17 protein-coding genes and 3 tRNA genes are annotated in these 15374 nt (G+C 66.6%); 7 read left to right on the forward strand and 13 right to left on the reverse strand.

Annotation, left to right across the window (positions count from 1 at the left end; genetic code table 11):
- Positions 1 to 87: 87 nt before the first annotated feature.
- The 3 genes from TEP_RS20000 to TEP_RS05900 all read left to right on the forward strand — a co-directional run bounded on the left by TEP_RS20000 (position 88) and on the right by TEP_RS05900 (position 1021).
- A complete protein-coding gene (locus TEP_RS20000; RefSeq protein WP_276321355.1) occupies positions 88 to 486 on the forward strand; it encodes a DUF3011 domain-containing protein in 399 nt (132 codons plus the stop codon).
- On the forward strand, positions 464 to 643 hold the full coding sequence (locus tag TEP_RS20005; protein ID WP_276321356.1) for a DUF3011 domain-containing protein: 180 nt from the start codon (positions 464 to 466) through the stop codon (positions 641 to 643). Before TEP_RS20000 ends, TEP_RS20005 begins: the two co-directional genes overlap by 23 nt.
- Positions 644 to 817: 174 nt before the next feature.
- Positions 818 to 1021 (forward strand): hypothetical protein, encoded by a 204-nt coding sequence (locus tag TEP_RS05900; protein WP_032978640.1) that lies wholly within the window; start codon positions 818 to 820, stop codon positions 1019 to 1021.
- Between the two features lie 173 nt (positions 1022 to 1194).
- On the opposite strand, the gene dxs is transcribed toward TEP_RS05900, so the two are convergent.
- From dxs to TEP_RS05940, 7 genes are all read right to left on the reverse strand, one after another.
- Positions 1195 to 3102: a 1-deoxy-D-xylulose-5-phosphate synthase gene (dxs, locus tag TEP_RS05905; protein WP_132824605.1), complete on the reverse strand. Its 1908-nt coding sequence runs from the start codon at positions 3100 to 3102 to the stop codon at positions 1195 to 1197.
- A gap of 105 nt (positions 3103 to 3207) precedes the next feature.
- The gene (locus TEP_RS05910; RefSeq protein ID WP_025876340.1) at positions 3208 to 3873 is read right to left on the reverse strand and encodes an HNH endonuclease; all 666 of its coding nucleotides are present in this window, start codon (positions 3871 to 3873) and stop codon (positions 3208 to 3210) included.
- A gap of 284 nt (positions 3874 to 4157) precedes the next feature.
- On the reverse strand, positions 4158 to 5948 hold the full coding sequence (locus TEP_RS05920) for an acyl-CoA dehydrogenase C-terminal domain-containing protein (RefSeq protein ID WP_132824607.1): 1791 nt from the start codon (positions 5946 to 5948) through the stop codon (positions 4158 to 4160).
- A 65-nt stretch (positions 5949 to 6013) separates the two neighbouring features.
- Positions 6014 to 6490, reverse strand: coding sequence for an LEA type 2 family protein (locus TEP_RS05925; protein ID WP_132824608.1), 477 nt, complete (start codon positions 6488 to 6490; stop codon positions 6014 to 6016).
- Positions 6491 to 6653: 163 nt separating this feature from the next.
- Entirely contained in the window at positions 6654 to 7205 is a 552-nt protein-coding gene (locus TEP_RS05930; protein WP_165933892.1) for a lipocalin family protein, read from the reverse strand.
- A gap of 173 nt (positions 7206 to 7378) precedes the next feature.
- Positions 7379 to 7454: transfer RNA gene (locus tag TEP_RS05935), tRNA-Phe, on the reverse strand.
- Between the two features lie 42 nt (positions 7455 to 7496).
- Positions 7497 to 7572 (reverse strand) — tRNA-Phe (locus tag TEP_RS05940).
- A 336-nt stretch (positions 7573 to 7908) separates the two neighbouring features.
- On the opposite strand from TEP_RS05940, the gene TEP_RS05945 reads away from it, so the two are divergent.
- On the forward strand, positions 7909 to 8928 hold the full coding sequence (locus TEP_RS05945) for an NADP-dependent oxidoreductase (protein WP_165933893.1): 1020 nt from the start codon (positions 7909 to 7911) through the stop codon (positions 8926 to 8928).
- A 9-nt stretch (positions 8929 to 8937) separates the two neighbouring features.
- Here TEP_RS05945 and TEP_RS05950 read toward each other — a convergent pair whose 3' ends face one another.
- Positions 8938 to 9780, reverse strand: coding sequence for a methylated-DNA--[protein]-cysteine S-methyltransferase (locus tag TEP_RS05950; RefSeq protein ID WP_132824611.1), 843 nt, complete (start codon positions 9778 to 9780; stop codon positions 8938 to 8940).
- 131 nt (positions 9781 to 9911) lie between these two features.
- Here TEP_RS05950 and TEP_RS05955 point away from each other — a divergent pair, with 131 nt between their 5' ends.
- A complete protein-coding gene (locus TEP_RS05955) occupies positions 9912 to 10673 on the forward strand; it encodes an SDR family oxidoreductase (RefSeq protein WP_132824612.1) in 762 nt (253 codons plus the stop codon).
- 6 nt (positions 10674 to 10679) lie between these two features.
- Here TEP_RS05955 and TEP_RS05960 read toward each other — a convergent pair whose 3' ends face one another.
- The gene (locus TEP_RS05960) at positions 10680 to 11165 is read right to left on the reverse strand and encodes a hypothetical protein (RefSeq protein WP_132824613.1); all 486 of its coding nucleotides are present in this window, start codon (positions 11163 to 11165) and stop codon (positions 10680 to 10682) included.
- Positions 11166 to 11330: 165 nt separating this feature from the next.
- Here TEP_RS05960 and TEP_RS19730 point away from each other — a divergent pair, with 165 nt between their 5' ends.
- Complete coding sequence (locus TEP_RS19730; protein WP_165933894.1) at positions 11331 to 11504, forward strand: hypothetical protein; 174 nt, start codon at positions 11331 to 11333, stop codon at positions 11502 to 11504.
- Positions 11505 to 11558: 54 nt separating this feature from the next.
- Here TEP_RS19730 and TEP_RS05965 read toward each other — a convergent pair.
- The 4 genes from TEP_RS05965 to TEP_RS05980 all read right to left on the reverse strand — a co-directional run bounded on the left by TEP_RS05965 (position 11559) and on the right by TEP_RS05980 (position 14646).
- Positions 11559 to 11634 (reverse strand) — tRNA-Ala (locus TEP_RS05965).
- Positions 11635 to 11772: 138 nt separating this feature from the next.
- A complete protein-coding gene (locus TEP_RS05970) occupies positions 11773 to 12687 on the reverse strand; it encodes an alpha/beta hydrolase (protein ID WP_132824614.1) in 915 nt (304 codons plus the stop codon).
- Positions 12677 to 13570, reverse strand: a complete 894-nt coding sequence (locus TEP_RS05975; protein WP_132824615.1) for an alpha/beta hydrolase — start codon at positions 13568 to 13570, stop codon at positions 12677 to 12679. Before TEP_RS05975 ends, TEP_RS05970 begins: the two co-directional genes overlap by 11 nt.
- A gap of 20 nt (positions 13571 to 13590) precedes the next feature.
- On the reverse strand, positions 13591 to 14646 hold the full coding sequence (locus TEP_RS05980; RefSeq protein ID WP_117310883.1) for a sugar phosphate isomerase/epimerase family protein: 1056 nt from the start codon (positions 14644 to 14646) through the stop codon (positions 13591 to 13593).
- Positions 14647 to 14747: 101 nt separating this feature from the next.
- Here TEP_RS05980 and TEP_RS05985 point away from each other — a divergent pair, with 101 nt between their 5' ends.
- A complete protein-coding gene (locus TEP_RS05985; RefSeq protein ID WP_132824616.1) occupies positions 14748 to 15338 on the forward strand; it encodes a TetR/AcrR family transcriptional regulator in 591 nt (196 codons plus the stop codon).
- Positions 15339 to 15374 lie beyond the last annotated feature (36 nt).

Consider the following 15374-nt stretch of genomic DNA (forward strand, 5'->3'; position numbering starts at 1 on the left):
CAGCCGCAGTCAGTTGCGGTTGGGTTGGTTGAATGGGGGAAAAACCGCCGTCGCAGCTCCCTCTGTGCGGCACGCCGGGAATCGCTGATGCTTGCCTCCACCGTATTCACCTGGAGACGAGGGATGGGCAAGGGACTCACTTGGCGCACCGTGGCGTGCACCCTGTTGCCGATGATGGCTGCCGCTGGCGGCGTGCAGGCGCAGAACTATGGCTACGACGATCGCTACGATGATCGTGGTGGCAATGGCATCGTGCGCTGCGAATCGGTCAAGAACCGCAGCAACGAATGCCGGCTGGAGGGGCGTGCGCGCATGATCCGCCAGTTGTCCGGCTCCCCCTGTGTGGAAGGTGAGACCTGGGGCCAGTCCCGTTACGGTGTATGGGTCACCCAGGGCTGCCGTGCCGAATTCGTCGGTGAATACCGGCGGCCGGGCGGTGGCGGCGGTGGTTGGGGGTGGCCAGGTGATTGCCTGCCATTCCAATGACCGGCGCCAGCAGTACTGCGATGCGCAGGTTCGTCGCGGCGTGCGCCTGGTACGGCAGGAATCGCGCAGTGCCTGCGTCGAAGGCCAGACCTGGGGCTGGGACCGTCGTGGCATCTGGGTCAGCAATGGCTGCAGGGCCCAGTTCCAGGTGAACTGAGGGGCTGTCGCAATCGGCTCAAGATCAGAAAAATCTGATAGCGATCACACTTCTTTCCTCGTATTGTCGACTCCCGGGACGCCTTGCGCGTCCCGGTTCGCACTGGCCATTCCTGTCGTGCCTGGTGCGGTCATTCTCTCGTCGTCGATACGCTGTTCAAGGAGTGAGCAACGCATGTTGATCCGACTGCAATGTGAGCAGCGCCAATGGCGCGTGCTGCACCCGGACAAGCCGGAACCGATCGAGTTCCGTGATGGCGTCCGTGCCTTCGATTTCGCCGAAACCCTGGCCCGCCTGCATTTCACCGATACCGGCCAGCGCGCCTCGGTGCGGGTGGAGTCCAGCGGTGCGTTTGTCGAGGCGATCAGCTACGGCTGAGCACGCCGTTGTCGGCATGGTCTGCGCCATCCACGCATGGCGTGGATCTACCTTTACCCTGGTAGATCCACGCCATGCGTGGATTATTTCTGCGCCACCGGTACCTATCCACGCCATGCGTGGATGCGGGGCCTGGGGAGCCACGCATGATGGCCCCATGACCCCCGCGGCGCTCAGCCCGCCGCGCTCAACGGCGGGTTGCCGGCGGCCAGATGCGGCCAGCGCTTGAGCAGGGCCGCACGGATGCCGGCCGCATCGATGCCGGCCTCGGCCAGCAGATCCTCGCGGCTGGCGTGATGCTGGAAGGCATCGGGCAGGCCCAGGTGCAGGATCGGACGCAGCACGTCCTCGGCATTGAGCAGTTCGGCCACGGCCGAGCCGGCGCCGCCTGCGACCACGTTGTCCTCGATCGTCACCAGTGCGTCGTGCTGGCTGGCCATCGCCAGCACCAGCTCGCGATCGAGTGGCTTGATGAAACGCATGTTGGCCACGCTCAAACCCAGTTCGCGACCCACCTGTTCGGCGGCGGCGACGGTGCTGCCGAACGCGAGCAGAGCGACGCGGTTGCCCTGCAGGCGCAGCTCGCCCTTGCCGATCGGCAGGGTCGACAGATCGCTGCCGGCATCCACGCCTGTACCGCTGCCGCGCGGGTAGCGCACCGCAGCCGGGCCGGGGTGCTGCAGGCCGGTGCTGAGCATCTGCCGGCACTCGGCCTCGTTGGAGGGGGCCATCACCACCATGTTCGGCACGCAGCGCAGGAAGCTGAGGTCGAGGTTGCCGGCGTGGGTTGCACCGTCCGGGCCGACGACGCCGGCGCGATCGATCGCGAACAGCACATCCAGGTCCTGGATGGCCACGTCGTGCACCAACTGGTCGTACGCGCGCTGCAGGAAGGTGGAATAGATCGCCACCACCGGCTTGCCGCCCTGGGTGGCCATGCCTGCGGCCAGGGTTACCGCGTGCTGCTCTGCGATGGCCACATCGAAGTAGCGCTGCGGATATTCCCTGCTGAAGCGCACCAGGCCCGAGCCTTCGCGCATCGCCGGGGTGATGCCGTACAGGCGCGGCTCGGCCGCGGCGGCGTCACACAACCAGTCGCCAAACACGTCGGTGTAGGTCGGCTTCTTCGCGCCTGTCTTGGCCACCAGACCCTTGTCCGGATCGAACGGGCCCACCGCGTGGTAGCCGATCTGGTCGCCTTCGGCCGGCTCGTAACCCTTGCCCTTGGTGGTCATCACATGCAGCAGCTTCGGCCCCTTGGAGGCCCGCAGCGTCTTCAGCGCGGACAGCAGCGCCGGCAGGTCATGACCATCGATCGGGCCGGTGTAATGGAAGCCCATTTCCTCGAACATCGTGGACGGCACGAACATGCCCTTCCAGTGTTCTTCCCAGCGCTTCACGAAACGCGCGGGATTGTTCTTCTTGTCGCCGAGGATCTTCTTGCCGCCTTCGCGCAGCGCATTGAGCGTGCGGCTGCCGGTGGCGCGGCCGAGCATCTTGGTCAGCCCGCCCACTGCCTCGGAGATCGACATGTTGTTGTCGTTGAGGATCACCAGCAGGTTCGGTTCCGGGTCCATGCCGCCGGCGTGCATCAGCGCTTCGAACGCCATGCCGGCGGTCATCGCACCATCGCCGATCACGGCCACGATCTTGCGGTCGTCACCTTCGGTCTGGCGCGCGATGGCCATGCCCAGCGCCGCCGAGATCGAGGTCGAGGAGTGGCCGACACCGAAGGTGTCGTACTCGCTTTCCTCGCGCTTGGGGAACGGCGCGACGCCATCCTTCTGCTTGACGGTATGGATCTCGTCGCGGCGACCGGTGAGGATCTTGTGCGGATAGGTCTGGTGGCCGACGTCCCAGACCAGCTGGTCGAGCGGCGTCTGATACAGGTAGTGCAGGGCCACGGTGAGCTCGATCACGCCCAGGCCGGCGGCGAAATGGCCACCGCTTTTGCCGACCGATTCGATCAGGTAGGCACGCAGTTCATCGGCGACCGCCTTCAGTTCGGATTCGTCGAACGTGCGCAGGTCATCCGGTGTCTGGATGCGCGCGAGGCGGGGATAGCGGGCAGAGTCGATCATCATGTTCGCACTTTTTCTGAACGCCCATTTTCGCCCTCAAACGGGGGTGGGGCAAGCAAACGCCGCCGCCCGTGACAGGACGGTGAGGGTTGCATTCCCGGATGTTCAGGTGCAGAGCTTGGAACGCTTGGGCAGCTGGGCCCTCAGGAACGCCATCTGGTCGGCCAGGATGTTGCGGTTGGACAGGATCAGGTGCTCGATCCAGCTCGGCCGGTAGGGCACCGCCAGCAGCGGCATGCCGGCCTGTTGCGGGGTGCGGTCGCTCTTGCGCGAATTGCAGTGGAAGCAGGCGGTGACTACGTTTTCCCAGGTATCCAGGCCGCCCTTGGACAAGGGCATGACGTGGTCGCGGGTCAGGGTAGGGCGTCCGAATTGCTGGCCGCAGTAAAGGCAGAGATGGGCGTCGCGGGCGAACAGGGCCGGGTTGGTCAGGTTCGGTGTCGGGTCCAGTGCACGCGAGCGGGCATGGCCGCGCGCGGCGATGATCGGGTGCAGGTCCATTCCGCTCTGCATGCCGCTGCGACGATTGGTCCCACCGTGGATGTGCAGGCAGGGATCGCCGAGGGTCCAGGCGACGGCATCGCGGGCGTAGAGACAGGCCGCGTCCTGCCAGGTGATCCAGTCCAGGACCCGGCCATGACCATCCAGTGAGAGCAACCGGACCGTGCCGGGGCGATGCAGCGTCGTGGCGTTGGGCGATGCTTCGGCGCCCGGAGCAGAAAACGGAGCTCCGGCTTCGATCAGACCCAAGCGTGTAGTGTCTGTCTCCATCGGGAAAACAGCTTATACCTGAATGTTGACGATTTGTGTATCGCCCGCTGGGCGATACACAAATACCAACAGCCGCGGGGAATTGTCAAAGGCGGGGTGGGTCCGGTTGCGGGGGCGTGAGCGCCATGGATGGCGCGATCGAGGCTACAGGGACGTACTTGCGCCGTCCCCCGCAATTGGACCCACCGCGCCATCCCGCAGGAAACCAGCTGTTGCTGTTGCTCCAGCTGTTGCGGTTGCCGGCCAGCGGCCGGCACCACCGTGGGTGCCTGCTGCGGCCCGGCTCAGGCGCCGAAGCGTTCGTCGTCCATTGCCATCAGCGGTGCGGCGCCCGCCTGGATGGCGGCGGCGTGGCTGAGGGTGCGTGGCAGCACGCGGGCGAAGTAGAAACGTGCGGTCTCGCGCTTGCCCTGGGCGAATGCCGCGCCGTGTGCGCTGGCATCGGCGGCGGCAACGCTGCGGGCCCACCAGTAGGCCAGCACCACATAACCCGAATAGAACAGGTAGTCGTAGCTGGCCGCGCCCAGTTCGTCCGGATTGGCGGCCGAACGCTGCAGCACGTCCATCGTCAGCTTGCCCCATTCGGCGGCCTTGGCGCGCAGCGGGCCGATGAACTCGGCCAGGCTCTCGTTGCCTTCATTCGCCTTGGCGAACGCCTCGATCTCGGCCAGCATCAGTTTCAGGCCAGCGCCCTGGCTGGACGCGGTCTTGCGGCCGATCAGGTCCAGCGCCTGGATGCCGGTGGTGCCTTCATACAAGGTGGTGATGCGCGCATCGCGGGCCAGCTGTTCCATGCCGTGTTCGCGGATGTAGCCGTGGCCGCCGAAGCACTGCAGGGCGTTGTAGGTGTTCTCGATGCCCCATTCGGTCTGGCAGGCCTTGGAGATCGGGGTCAGGAAGCTCACCAGGGTGTCAGCGCGCTCGCGTTCGCCGGCATCTTCCGCATGGTGGGCGACGTCGATCAGGGTGGCCGCGTGCAGGGCCAGCAGGCGGCTGCCTTCCACCAGCGACTTGATGGTCAGCAGCATGCGACGCACGTCCGGATGCACAAGGATCGGGTCGGCCGGCTTGTCCGGGAACTTGGCGCCGCTGAGCGAGCGCGACTGCAGGCGCTCGCGGCTGTACTTCAGCGCGTTCTGGTAGGCGCGCTCGGACAGGCCGATGCCCTGCAGGCCGACACCCAGGCGCGCAGTGTTCATCATGGTGAACATCGCCTGCAGGCCCTTGTGCGGCTGGCCGACCAGGTAGCCCTGGGCGCCATCGAAATTCATCACGCAGGTGACCGAGCCCTTGATGCCCATCTTGTGCTCGATCGAGCCGCAGCGCAGCGCGTTGCGCTCACCGACGTTGCCGTCGCGGTCGACCTTGAACTTCGGGGTGACGAACAGCGAGATGCCCTTGGCACCCGGGGGCGCATCGGGCAGCTTGGCCAGCACCAGGTGCACGATGTTGCCGGTCAGGTCGTGCTCGCCGGCGGTGATGAAGATCTTGGTGCCGGTGATCGAATAGCTGCCATCGGCGTTCGGCTCGGCCTTGGTCTTGAGCAGGCCCAGGTCGGTGCCGCAATGCGGTTCGGTCAGGCACATGGTGCCGGTCCAGCGGCCCTCGATCAGCGGCTTCAGGAAGGCCTCGTGCTGCCAGGCTTCGCCGTGCTGCTTCAGCGCTTCGATGGCGCCGTGCGACAGCAGCGGGAAGTTGCCCCAGGCCAGGTTGGCGGCGTTGATCATTTCATTGAGCGGCACGCCGAGCGTGTGCGGCAGACCCTGGCCGCCCAGTTCCGGCGATGCGGTCAGGCCGGTCCAGCCGCCGTCGACGAACTGGTCGTAGGCCTGCTTGAAGCCGGGTGGCGTGGTCACTTCGCCGCTGGCCTGGTCGAGCACGCAGCCGATCTCGTCGCCAACGCTGTTGAGCGGGGCCAGCACGTTGGCGCTGAAGCGGCCGGCTTCTTCCAGCACCGCATCGACTACATCGGCGGTGGCGTCGGTGAAGCCAAGACGGGCGAACAGCGGCTCGACCTTCAGCACATCGTGCAGGCCGAAACGAAGGTCGGAAAGCGGGGCGGTGTAGCTGCTCATCGGTGCGTCTCGATTTGATCAGTAACAGGGGGAGCGGCGCGATGCGTCGCGGCGGAAAGCGGAGATCAGCGCAGCACGCCGGGCAGGCCCGGGGCCTGGTTGAGCGTGCTGCGGCTGTTGATATCGAAGGTGCGCTGCTTCTTTTCCTGCGGCGTGGCCGACACCGTGCCCTTCAGGCTGTAGGCGAGGGTGCGGTTGCTGGCCAGTGCGTCGGCGATCACCAGGCGCGCGGCCGGGCTGGGCTTGAAGTTCACGTTGATGACATCGGCAGAGACGCCGCCGATGGAGATGCCCGGCTTGGCTGACAGGGGGCCTGCTTCGGTGTCGCCGATGGTCAAGACCAGTGCGACATCGTCGAAGCTCATCGGCATCGAACTGTAGTTCTGCAGGCGCAGGGCGACAGTCCAGTCGCCGTTGGCCTGCACGGTCAGCTGCTGCAGGCTCGCGGCCGGTTCCGAAACGCGCTTGACGATGCCCTCGCCGCAAGCGACCAGGGCCAAGGTGCACAGGACGATCAAGACGGTACGGAAGCGGTGGAACATGGGCGCAGGTCCTCTGAAGGCGGTGCGTGGGATAAGCATACTACGGCGTATGGTGGAAAGGGTCGCCCGTGGCGACCGGCCACAGAGGGTAGCGCGTGAAGATGCACGTCAGGCGTGCGTGATGCTGGATTACGGGCGTGGCGTGCGCCGGTTGGGCGCCGCCTCAATCGGCGGGCGTGTCGCGCAGGGGCGCCATCATGCGCAGTGGTGCGAGGTCGTAGCCCATCGCTTCGGCCTTTGCCTTGAGCCGGTCGAACAAGGCGCGGTCCATCTCCGGCAGGCGCGCGAGGATCCACAGATACCTGCGGCCGGGTTCACCGACCATCGCCCACTGGTAGTCCGGGTCCAGCGCGATCACCCAGTAGTCGGCCCAGACCAGGGGCACCCAGCTCAGCCAGTCGGGAACGAAGCGTACCTGCAGTTGGCCGGGCTGCCCGGCAACGGGCCGCGCCACACCCTCGGCGACAATCCGCTCGCCATCGGCCTTGCGGCAGGCGTTGGTGACGCTGATCCGGCCATCGCGGCGCAGCCCGTAGTTGGCAGTGATCTCGCCCACGCATTGCTTCTGGAACGACACCGGCAGATGGGCGATCTCGTGCCACTGGCCGGCATAGCGATCGATGTCCAGTTCGCTGACCGCGCGCAGGGGCTCGGCAGCGAGTGCCGGTGCGGCGAAAAGCAGCAGGCAGGCGAGCAGGGCAGGGTGCAAGCGCATTGGTCGGCTCCGGGCAGGACTCTGGAGCGTAGGGTGCACGGCGCGCGGAGGTGTGAATGTTTCGTCAACCCACGTGCCGCATCCGCGCAGGATCGATGCGGCGCGATCCATGTCGTGCGTGGACGCAAAGTCACGGACAAAAAAAGACCTGCATTTCTGCAGGTCTTTGAACATGGTGGCCGAGGACGGAATCGAACCGCCGACACGGGGATTTTCAATCCCCCGCTCTACCAACTGAGCTACTCGGCCATGTAGAAAAAAAAGACCCGCATTTCTGCAGGTCTTCGAAAGTGGTGGCCGAGGACGGAATCGAACCGCCGACACGGGGATTTTCAATCCCCTGCTCTACCAACTGAGCTACTCGGCCACTTGTTTCGTTGCAGCGATATCGCTGCCGAGGACGCGCATATTACGGACGTAGGACAGGTTCGGCAAGCGTTTTGGAAAAAAACCTTCACATTGGTGTCTGTGGCCGGCGGAAGACGCTGCAAGTGGTTGATCCTGCGTTGAGCCAACCGGATGGGATTACCTGACGCGGAAAACAGCGGCCTGCCGATGACACCAAACCTGACGCGGCAGGCGATGCAGCGGCGGAGCAGGGAAGGCGCCAATGGAACGCTGTTTTCATGGCATCCACGAGGGCAGGGCGCGGCGTACTGTCGCGGTTCCCCTCCCGACGCTGCCCGCAGCAGAGCCATTGGACATGTCCAATTCAACTACCCGCATCGTGCTTGCCTCGCGCCCGCAAGGTGCGCCGGTCGCCGCCAACTTCCGCCTCGAGCAGGTGCCGCTGCCGGCATTGGCCCCGGGCCAGGTGCTGCTGCGCAACCGCTACCTGTCGCTGGACCCGTACATGCGCGGACGCATGGACGACGGCCCGTCGTACGCGCCGCCGGTGGCAGTGGATGCGGTGATGGAGGGCCAGACCGTGGCCGAGGTGCTGCAGTCGCAGGCGCCTGGCCTGGCGGTGGGCGAGCTGGTGCTGGCCCCCGGCGGCTGGCAGACGCATGCCGTGGTGGCGGGTGATGCGATCAGCCGGCGCCTGGATCCGGCCGGGCTGCCGCTGAGCACAGCGTTGGGCGTGTACGGCATGCCGGGGTTCACCGCGTACTCCAGCCTGATCGAAATCGGCAAGCTGCAACCCGGCGAGACCCTGGTGGTGGCCGCTGCCAGTGGACCGGTCGGCGCCACCGTGGCCCAGTTGGCCAAGCTGCAGGGCGCGCGCGTGGTTGCCATCGCCGGCGGTGAGGACAAGCGTGCCTATCTGGAAACACTGGGCGTGGACGTGGCGCTGGACCATCGCGCCTCTGGTTTTGCCGAACAGCTGCGCGCTGCCGTGCCGGATGGCATCGACGTGTACTTCGAGAACGTGGGTGGGCATGTGCTCGATGCCGTGCTGCCGCTGCTCAATGATTTCGCGCGCATTCCGGTGTGCGGCACCATCGCCACCTACAACGCCCGCGGCGTCGCGCAGCCGGGGCCGGATCGGCTGCCGGCGCTGTTCAGCCAGATCCTGCGCCAGCGCCTGACCGTGCGTGGCTTCATCGTCCATGACTTCAAGCATCTGTGGCCGGATTTCGAGCGTGACATGCCGCAGTGGCTGCGCGATGGACGCATCCAATACCGCGAAGACGTCGTGCAGGGTCTGCAGAATGCACCGGAAGCCTTCTTTGGCCTGCTGCAGGGGCGCAACTTCGGCAAGCTGGTGGTGAAGCTGGATTGAGCGATCGCGTCAGCGACGGGCCATCTTTTCCCGCCTCAGCAGTTCGCGCTTGCGTTCAACGCCCCAGGCATAGCCGGACAGATCTCCGTCGCGCCGCACCACGCGGTGGCAGGGCACCGCCACCGCGAGAGGATTGCTGGCACAGGCGCGGGCTACCGCGCGACTGGCACGCGGAGCGCCGATGCGCGCTGCGATGTCGGAGTAGGACGCGATCTGCCCGTGCGGAATGCGCTGCAGTGCCTGCCATACCCGCTGCTGGAAGGCGGTGCCACGGATATCCAGCGGCAACGCGGTGCCGCGCGCGGGCTCTTCGACCAGGCCGATGACCTGTGCAATGAGATGTTCGTAACCCGGGTCAGCACCTACCAGTTCAGCGTGTCGAAAGCGCTGCTGCAGGGAGTGCAGCAACGCTTCTGGATCATCGCCCAGCAGGATCGCGACCACGCCGGTGCTGCTGCTTGCCACCAGTACGCTGCCCAGCGTGCTCTGTGCAATCGCGAATCGGATGATCTCGCCGCCGCCGCCGGCGCGCCAGCGCTTGGGTGTCATCCCCAACAGGCGGGGTGCATTTTCGTAGAAGCGCCCACTGGAACCGAATCCGGCCTCATGGAAGGCATCGGTGATGCGGTCCTGGCGCTGCAGCCCTTCGCGCAGGCGGTCGGCGCGCAGGGCGGTGGCGTACTGCTTCGGCGTCAGGCCGGTGGCCTGCTTGAACAGGCGGTGCAGGCGGGTCGGGCTGCAGCCGGCGATGTCGGCCAGTTCCTGCAGCGACGGTTCGTCGACGCTGGCCTGCAGATGACGGCAGACCCGTTCGATACGGGAATCCAGGGCGATGGCGGCGGTGCTGTCCATGCCGTGATTCTGGCATGCACCAGGGCGGCGGAAACTCCGTTTCCTGCACCCACTGCCGGGTCCGGAAACGGAGTGTCGGCAGCGCTGCACAAGCGCATGGTGACTGGCACATCCCAACCCGGAGCACACCCATGCGGCTGCACGACAAGATCATCCTCATCACCGGCGCCAGCGCCGGCATCGGCCGCGCCAGCGCACTGCGTTTCGCCGCCGAGGGCGCGCGACTGGTCCTCAATGCGCGGCGACCACAGCCGCTTCATGAACTGGCTGCACAGATCCGCGCAAGCGGCGGCGAAGTGGCCGTGCATGCGGGTGACGTGGCCGATCCTGCCACCGCGCAGGTGCTGGTCGATCTGGCCGAGCAGTCGTTTGGCGGATTGGACGCCGCCATCAACAACGCCGGCATGCTGGGCCCCAGCCTGCCCACCGCAGAGCTACCTGTCGATGCCTGTCGCGAGGTGGTGGCCACCAACCTGGATGCCGCTTTCCATGCCGCGCGCGCGCAGTTGCCGGCACTGCTGGCTCGCGGCGGTGGCTCGCTGGTGTTCATCGGCACGTTCGTCGGCCACACCGTGGGATTCCCGGGCATGGCGGCCTATGCAGCGAGCAAGGCCGGGCTGATCGGCCTGAGCCAGGTGATCGCCGCCGAGTACGGTGCGCGCGGCGTACGCAGCAACGTGCTGCTGCCCGGCGGCACCGACACCGAGATGGGCCGGCAGGCCGCGCCCACGGGCGACGCGCGTGAGTTCGTGCGCTCGCTGCACGCCCTCAAGCGCATGGCTGAGCCGGAGGAGATCGCCAACGCGGCGTTGTTCCTGGCCAGCGATGAAAGCAGTTTCGTCACGGGCAGCGCGATGCGTGTCGAGGGAGGAGTGTCGATTACCCGCACCTGAGCATGCTCACCGGCGTGGCCGGTAGCGGATGCCGCTGCTGGCCATGAACCCCTTCGGATCGAAACGGGCCCAGGCCTCGCCCCAGTCGAAGCGGGCGTGCCCACCGGCCAGCGTCCGCCCCAGTGCCGCGCCGAGCGTGTGCTTCATGAAGGCAACTTCGGCGTCGATGGCCGCCTGGGTCGGCCAACCCTCCTGCAGTGTTGCACCGGGCAGCTCGACGCCCATCGCCACCATGTCCAGTTGTTGGCCGTGGAAGCACAGGCTGATCCCTGCGCTGGCGCCGCCCAGGCTCAGCCCCTGCAGGCTCAGCCACAGATAGCCTGTGCCGACATCGCGTTCGCCGTGGATCCACGCGGCAAACGCGATGCGCGCCTGGTCAAGTGACAGCGCGGGGCCGATCCGGGTCGGCAGGTTGCCGATCTGGATGCGTCCTTCGGCGGCGTCGATGGTCATTGGCGCTGCTGGCGAAGCGGACTGCGCACGAGAGGGCATGGCAATTTCCAATAGACATGATGCGTTCTGATTCTGGAGGTGGGCCGGTTGCGGTCGCAAGGCCGTGGCTGCACACCGTGTTGGCGCTGGACTGACCTGCGGCTCACGCCGCACGCCTTAGCGTTGCCGGAAGCATCGGCCTCCCGCCGAGTGATGGAGCTTTCGATGAGCGAGCGCGACAAGGAACAGGCTGACCCCAAGCATGGCGTGCAGGAGAGCCGGCAGGACCAGCGGCAGGATGAGGTGGCAAAGCAGCGGCCCGGGCAGCGCGATGAGCAGGTGCGCGATACCCATTCGCGCAGCCCGCAACGCAAGGACGGCAGCCAGGACCCGGCTTGAGCGTCTGGCCAAAACAGAAAGCCCCGGCAGTGCCGGGGCTCTCTGTTTTTCATATGGTGGAGCCAAGGAGGATCGAACTCCTGACCTCGTCATTGCGAACGACGCGCTCTCCCAGCTGAGCTATGGCCCCATGGGTGTAATGCATCCCGTGGGCAGCGGAGCTGGCGCCACGTGACGGCCCTAGCATAACGCCGTCACGTGGCGGCTGCCAAGTGGGGCGCAAGGCACGCAGCGGAGTCGTCGCTGCGTCCCACTGCGGCCCGTCGTTTCAGGGCAGCAGGGCCGCCGCGCGCTGGATCGCGATGTCGGTCGCCGCTGAAATACCATGCAGGTGGATGCAGGCGTGGATCATCCCCGGCAGGCGCTCCAGCGTGCAGTCCACACCCGCGTCGCGCAGTTTCGCGGCGTAGTGTTCAGCTTCATCGCGCAGCGGATCGAACTCACAGCTCAGCACCGTGGCCGCCGGCAGGCCACGCAGATCGCGGGCGAGCAGGGGCGAAGCCAGCGCCTGTCGGCGGTCACTGTCGCCGAGATAGGCCTGCCAGCAGCGCTGCATCAGTCCGGCGCTGAGGTAGTAGCCGTCGGCGAACTCACGGTAGGAGCCGCTGGCCATGGTGGCATCCAGTGCCGGATACAGCAGCAGTTGATGCGATGGCAACGGCAGTCCCTGATCGCGCAGCAGCAGGCAGCACGCGGCGGCGAGATTGCCGCCGGCGCTGTCGCCGCCGATGACCAGACGCGCCGGATCAAGACCCAGCGCGGCGGCATGGGCCTGCAGCCACAGCCAGGCATCGGCGACGTCGTGCAGCGGCGTCGGGAACGGATGCTCCGGCGCCAGGCGATAGCCGACGGCAGCGATGACATGGCCGCTGGCATTGGCCAGGGCCCGGCAGGGGCCGTCATAGACCGCCAGCGAGCACTGGAACCAGCCACCGCCGTGGGCGAACAACAGGGCCGGGCGCGGTTCCGTGCTGATGGCTGCGGGCGTGTACAGGCGCACGACCAGTGCATGGCCGTCGCGTGCGCTCACCACGTGCTCCACGACATGCGATACCGCCTCGGTGGCACCCTGCAGCGTGGGCAGCGCCTGTTCGCTGAGTGCACGCACTTCCAGCAGATCGTCCGGCAATGGTTGCGCCGCCACCGCATCCACGAACGATTGCAACGCAGGTTCAAGCGGCATGCTCAGCCTCCTGCAGGAACGGCAGCAGCTGGGCGAGGAAGGCGTCCGGTGCTTCTTCCATGATGAAGTGGCCACAGCCTGGCACGACGCTGCCGCGCAGGTCATCGGCGTGCGGCTGCAGGGTCAGCATGGGGGCGTTGCCGGTGGCGTGCTCGGCGCCGATGGCCAGTACCGGCATCGTCAACCGGCGTTGTGCGCGGAGCTGGTTCTGGCGGATGGTTTCCGGAATCGCGCGGTACCAGGCAAAGCCTGCACGCAACGCGCCGGGGCGGCTGTAGGCGGCGATGTAGGTTTCGCTGGCTACCGCGTCGCGCCGGTAGGACCAGCGGTCGAACATGAAGTCCAGGTACGCGCGTTCGCGACCGCTGATGAGAGCCTCGGGCAGATCGGCCACCTGGTTGAACATGAAGTGCCACAGGAAGATGTTGTCGGCCGGCGCGGCGAAGATGCCCGGCTCAGGCGCCAACCCGGGAATCACCGCTTCGGTCACGGCCAGGCGCTGCACCGCCTGCGGCTGGTCGCTGGCCAATGCATAGGCGATCCACATGCCGATGTCATGGCCGACCACCTGATAGCGCTCGTGGCCCAGCGCCTGCATGGTCTGGTGCAGTACTGCGGCGGCGCTGCCGGTGTCGTAGCCGTGCGCAGGGCGATCGGATTCGCCGATGCCGGGCGGGTCGACCGCGATCGCTTCGAAGCCGGCCTCGGCCAGGGCATGCAGCACGTGGCGCCAGGCGTACCAGGTCTGCGGCCAGCCGGGAATCAGCAGCACCGGTTGACCGCTGCCGGCGGAGACGCAATGCACGCGCTGGCCGTCGATGCGCCGGTAGTGGTGGCGCAGGGTGTCGTCGCCGGGGGTACCAGCGGTGGAAAAATTCGTCATGGGGATGTTCCTGTGGGGGCTCAGGCGATGCCGAGCATGTGCTGCATCTGGGCGCTGCTGATCGGCGCGCCGGCGAAGTCGTCGAAGATCTTGTCGGTGACCGGGATGATGTGGTCGCGGATGAAGGCGGCACCTTCGCGCGCACCGGCTTCCTGGTCCTTCAGGCAGCACTCCCATTCCAGCGTTGCCCAGCCGGCGTAGTCGTACTGCGCCAACTTGGAGAAGATCGACCTGAAATCGACCTGGCCATCGCCCAGCGAGCGGAAGCGGCCCGCGCGTTCGGTCCAGTCGGCGTAGCCACCGTAGATGCCCTGGCGGCCGTTGGGACGGAACTCCGCATCCTTGACGTGGAACATGCGGATCAGCGGATGGTAGATGTCCAGGAACTGCAGGTAATCCAGCTGCTGCAGCACGAAGTGGCTGGGATCGAACAGGATGCGGCAGCGCTCGTGCTGGCCCACACGCTCGAAGAAGCGTTCGAAGCTGGTGCCATCGTGCAGGTCTTCGCTGGGATGGATTTCGTAGCAGAGGTTGATGCCGTTGTCCTCGCAGGTATCGAGGATCGGCCGCCAGCGGCGCGCCAGCTCATCGAATGCGGCATCGATCAGGCCCGGCGGACGCTGCGGGAAGGGGAACAGGTAAGGCCAGGCGAACGAGCCGGAGAAGGTGCCCATGTCCTGCAGCCCGAGCCGGCGCGAGGCGCGGGCGGCCAGATGCAGCTGCTGCTGTGCCCATTCGCTGCGTGCCTGCGGATTGCCGCGCAGTGCTTCCGGTGCGAAACCATCGCACAGCTCATCGTAGGCCGGATGCACCGCCACCAGCTGGCCCAGGATGTGGGTGGTCAGCTCGCTGACCTGCAGGCCGTGCTCGGCCAGGGTGCCACGCAGGTCATCGCAGTAGTCCTGGCTGTCGGCGGCGGTGGCCAGGTCGAACAGGCGCGCGTCCCATGCCGGAATCTGCAGGGCCTTGAAACCATGACCGGCTGCCCAGGCGGCGATGCCGGACAGGCTGTCGAACGGCGCCTGGTCGCCAGCGAACTGCGCCAGATGCAGGCTGGGGCCTTTGAGGGTTTGCATGTGTTGCTCCAATTTTTTGTCGGTCGACAAAGAATAGGCGCGTGCATCGGGATGGTCAACACCCGCGTTACACTGCGCGCCTCAGAACGGCAGGCAGGCAGATGGCAGGGCGACCGCGCGAATTCGACAGGGACGAGGCATTGCGCAAGGCGATGCTGCTGTTCTGGCAGCACGGCTATGAGGGCACCTCGATGTCGGCCCTGGTCGAAGCGCTTGGCATTGCCTCGGCCCGCATCTACGCCGCGTTCGGCAGCAAGGAGCAGCTGTTCCGCGAAGCGGTGGCGCTGTACGAGGAAGGGGAGGGCGGCTTCGCGCCGCGCGCGCTGGAGCAGGCGTCACTGCGCGATGCGATCGGCAGCATGCTGCGGGATGCCGTGTTGACCTACACCCGTCGCGGTCGTCCGCATGGCTGCCTGGTAGTGTCCTCGGCCAGCAGCGTGTCACCGGATGGCGAGGGCGTACGCGACTGGCTGGCCAGCCACCGCCGCCAGCGCACGGCGGCGATCATCGCGCGGCTGCAGCAGGCGCAGGCGGCTGGCGAGCTGGCGGCCGATCTATCCGTGCAGGCGCTGGGCGATCATTTCGCCACGGTGCTGCATGGCATCTCGGTGCAGGCGCGAGACGGCATCAGCCGCGAACGCCTGCTGGCGATGGTCGAGGTCGCGTTGGCGCCGTTACCGCAGCAGGGCTGAGGCCGGACTGTGCCGAAAACGGCCTGATACCCCTGC

Source organism: Stenotrophomonas sp. TEPEL (assembly GCF_004348785.1).
GTDB classification, from domain to species: domain Bacteria; phylum Pseudomonadota; class Gammaproteobacteria; order Xanthomonadales; family Xanthomonadaceae; genus Stenotrophomonas; species Stenotrophomonas indicatrix.

Excerpts from the sequence above, each read along its gene's own strand:
- TEP_RS05960 (WP_132824613.1), bottom strand. The coding sequence starts at position 11,165 with ATGCCCTCTCGTGCGCAGTCCGCTTCGCCAGCAGCGCCAATGACCATC.
- TEP_RS05920 (WP_132824607.1), bottom strand. The coding sequence starts at position 5,948 with ATGAGCAGCTACACCGCCCCGCTTTCCGACCTTCGTTTCGGCCTGCAC.
- TEP_RS05945 (WP_165933893.1), top strand. The coding sequence starts at position 7,909 with ATGTCCAATTCAACTACCCGCATCGTGCTTGCCTCGCGCCCGCAAGGT.
- dxs (WP_132824605.1), bottom strand. The coding sequence starts at position 3,102 with ATGATCGACTCTGCCCGCTATCCCCGCCTCGCGCGCATCCAGACACCG.
- TEP_RS05910 (WP_025876340.1), bottom strand. The coding sequence starts at position 3,873 with ATGGAGACAGACACTACACGCTTGGGTCTGATCGAAGCCGGAGCTCCG.
- TEP_RS05930 (WP_165933892.1), bottom strand. The coding sequence starts at position 7,205 with ATGCGCTTGCACCCTGCCCTGCTCGCCTGCCTGCTGCTTTTCGCCGCA.
- TEP_RS05950 (WP_132824611.1), bottom strand. The coding sequence starts at position 9,780 with ATGGACAGCACCGCCGCCATCGCCCTGGATTCCCGTATCGAACGGGTC.
- TEP_RS05900 (WP_032978640.1), top strand. The coding sequence starts at position 818 with ATGTTGATCCGACTGCAATGTGAGCAGCGCCAATGGCGCGTGCTGCAC.
- TEP_RS19730 (WP_165933894.1), top strand. The coding sequence starts at position 11,331 with ATGAGCGAGCGCGACAAGGAACAGGCTGACCCCAAGCATGGCGTGCAG.
- TEP_RS20000 (WP_276321355.1), top strand. The coding sequence starts at position 88 with ATGCTTGCCTCCACCGTATTCACCTGGAGACGAGGGATGGGCAAGGGA.
- TEP_RS05970 (WP_132824614.1), bottom strand. The coding sequence starts at position 12,687 with ATGCCGCTTGAACCTGCGTTGCAATCGTTCGTGGATGCGGTGGCGGCG.
- TEP_RS05925 (WP_132824608.1), bottom strand. The coding sequence starts at position 6,490 with ATGTTCCACCGCTTCCGTACCGTCTTGATCGTCCTGTGCACCTTGGCC.
- TEP_RS05975 (WP_132824615.1), bottom strand. The coding sequence starts at position 13,570 with ATGACGAATTTTTCCACCGCTGGTACCCCCGGCGACGACACCCTGCGC.
- TEP_RS05985 (WP_132824616.1), top strand. The coding sequence starts at position 14,748 with ATGGCAGGGCGACCGCGCGAATTCGACAGGGACGAGGCATTGCGCAAG.
- TEP_RS05980 (WP_117310883.1), bottom strand. The coding sequence starts at position 14,646 with ATGCAAACCCTCAAAGGCCCCAGCCTGCATCTGGCGCAGTTCGCTGGC.
- TEP_RS05955 (WP_132824612.1), top strand. The coding sequence starts at position 9,912 with ATGCGGCTGCACGACAAGATCATCCTCATCACCGGCGCCAGCGCCGGC.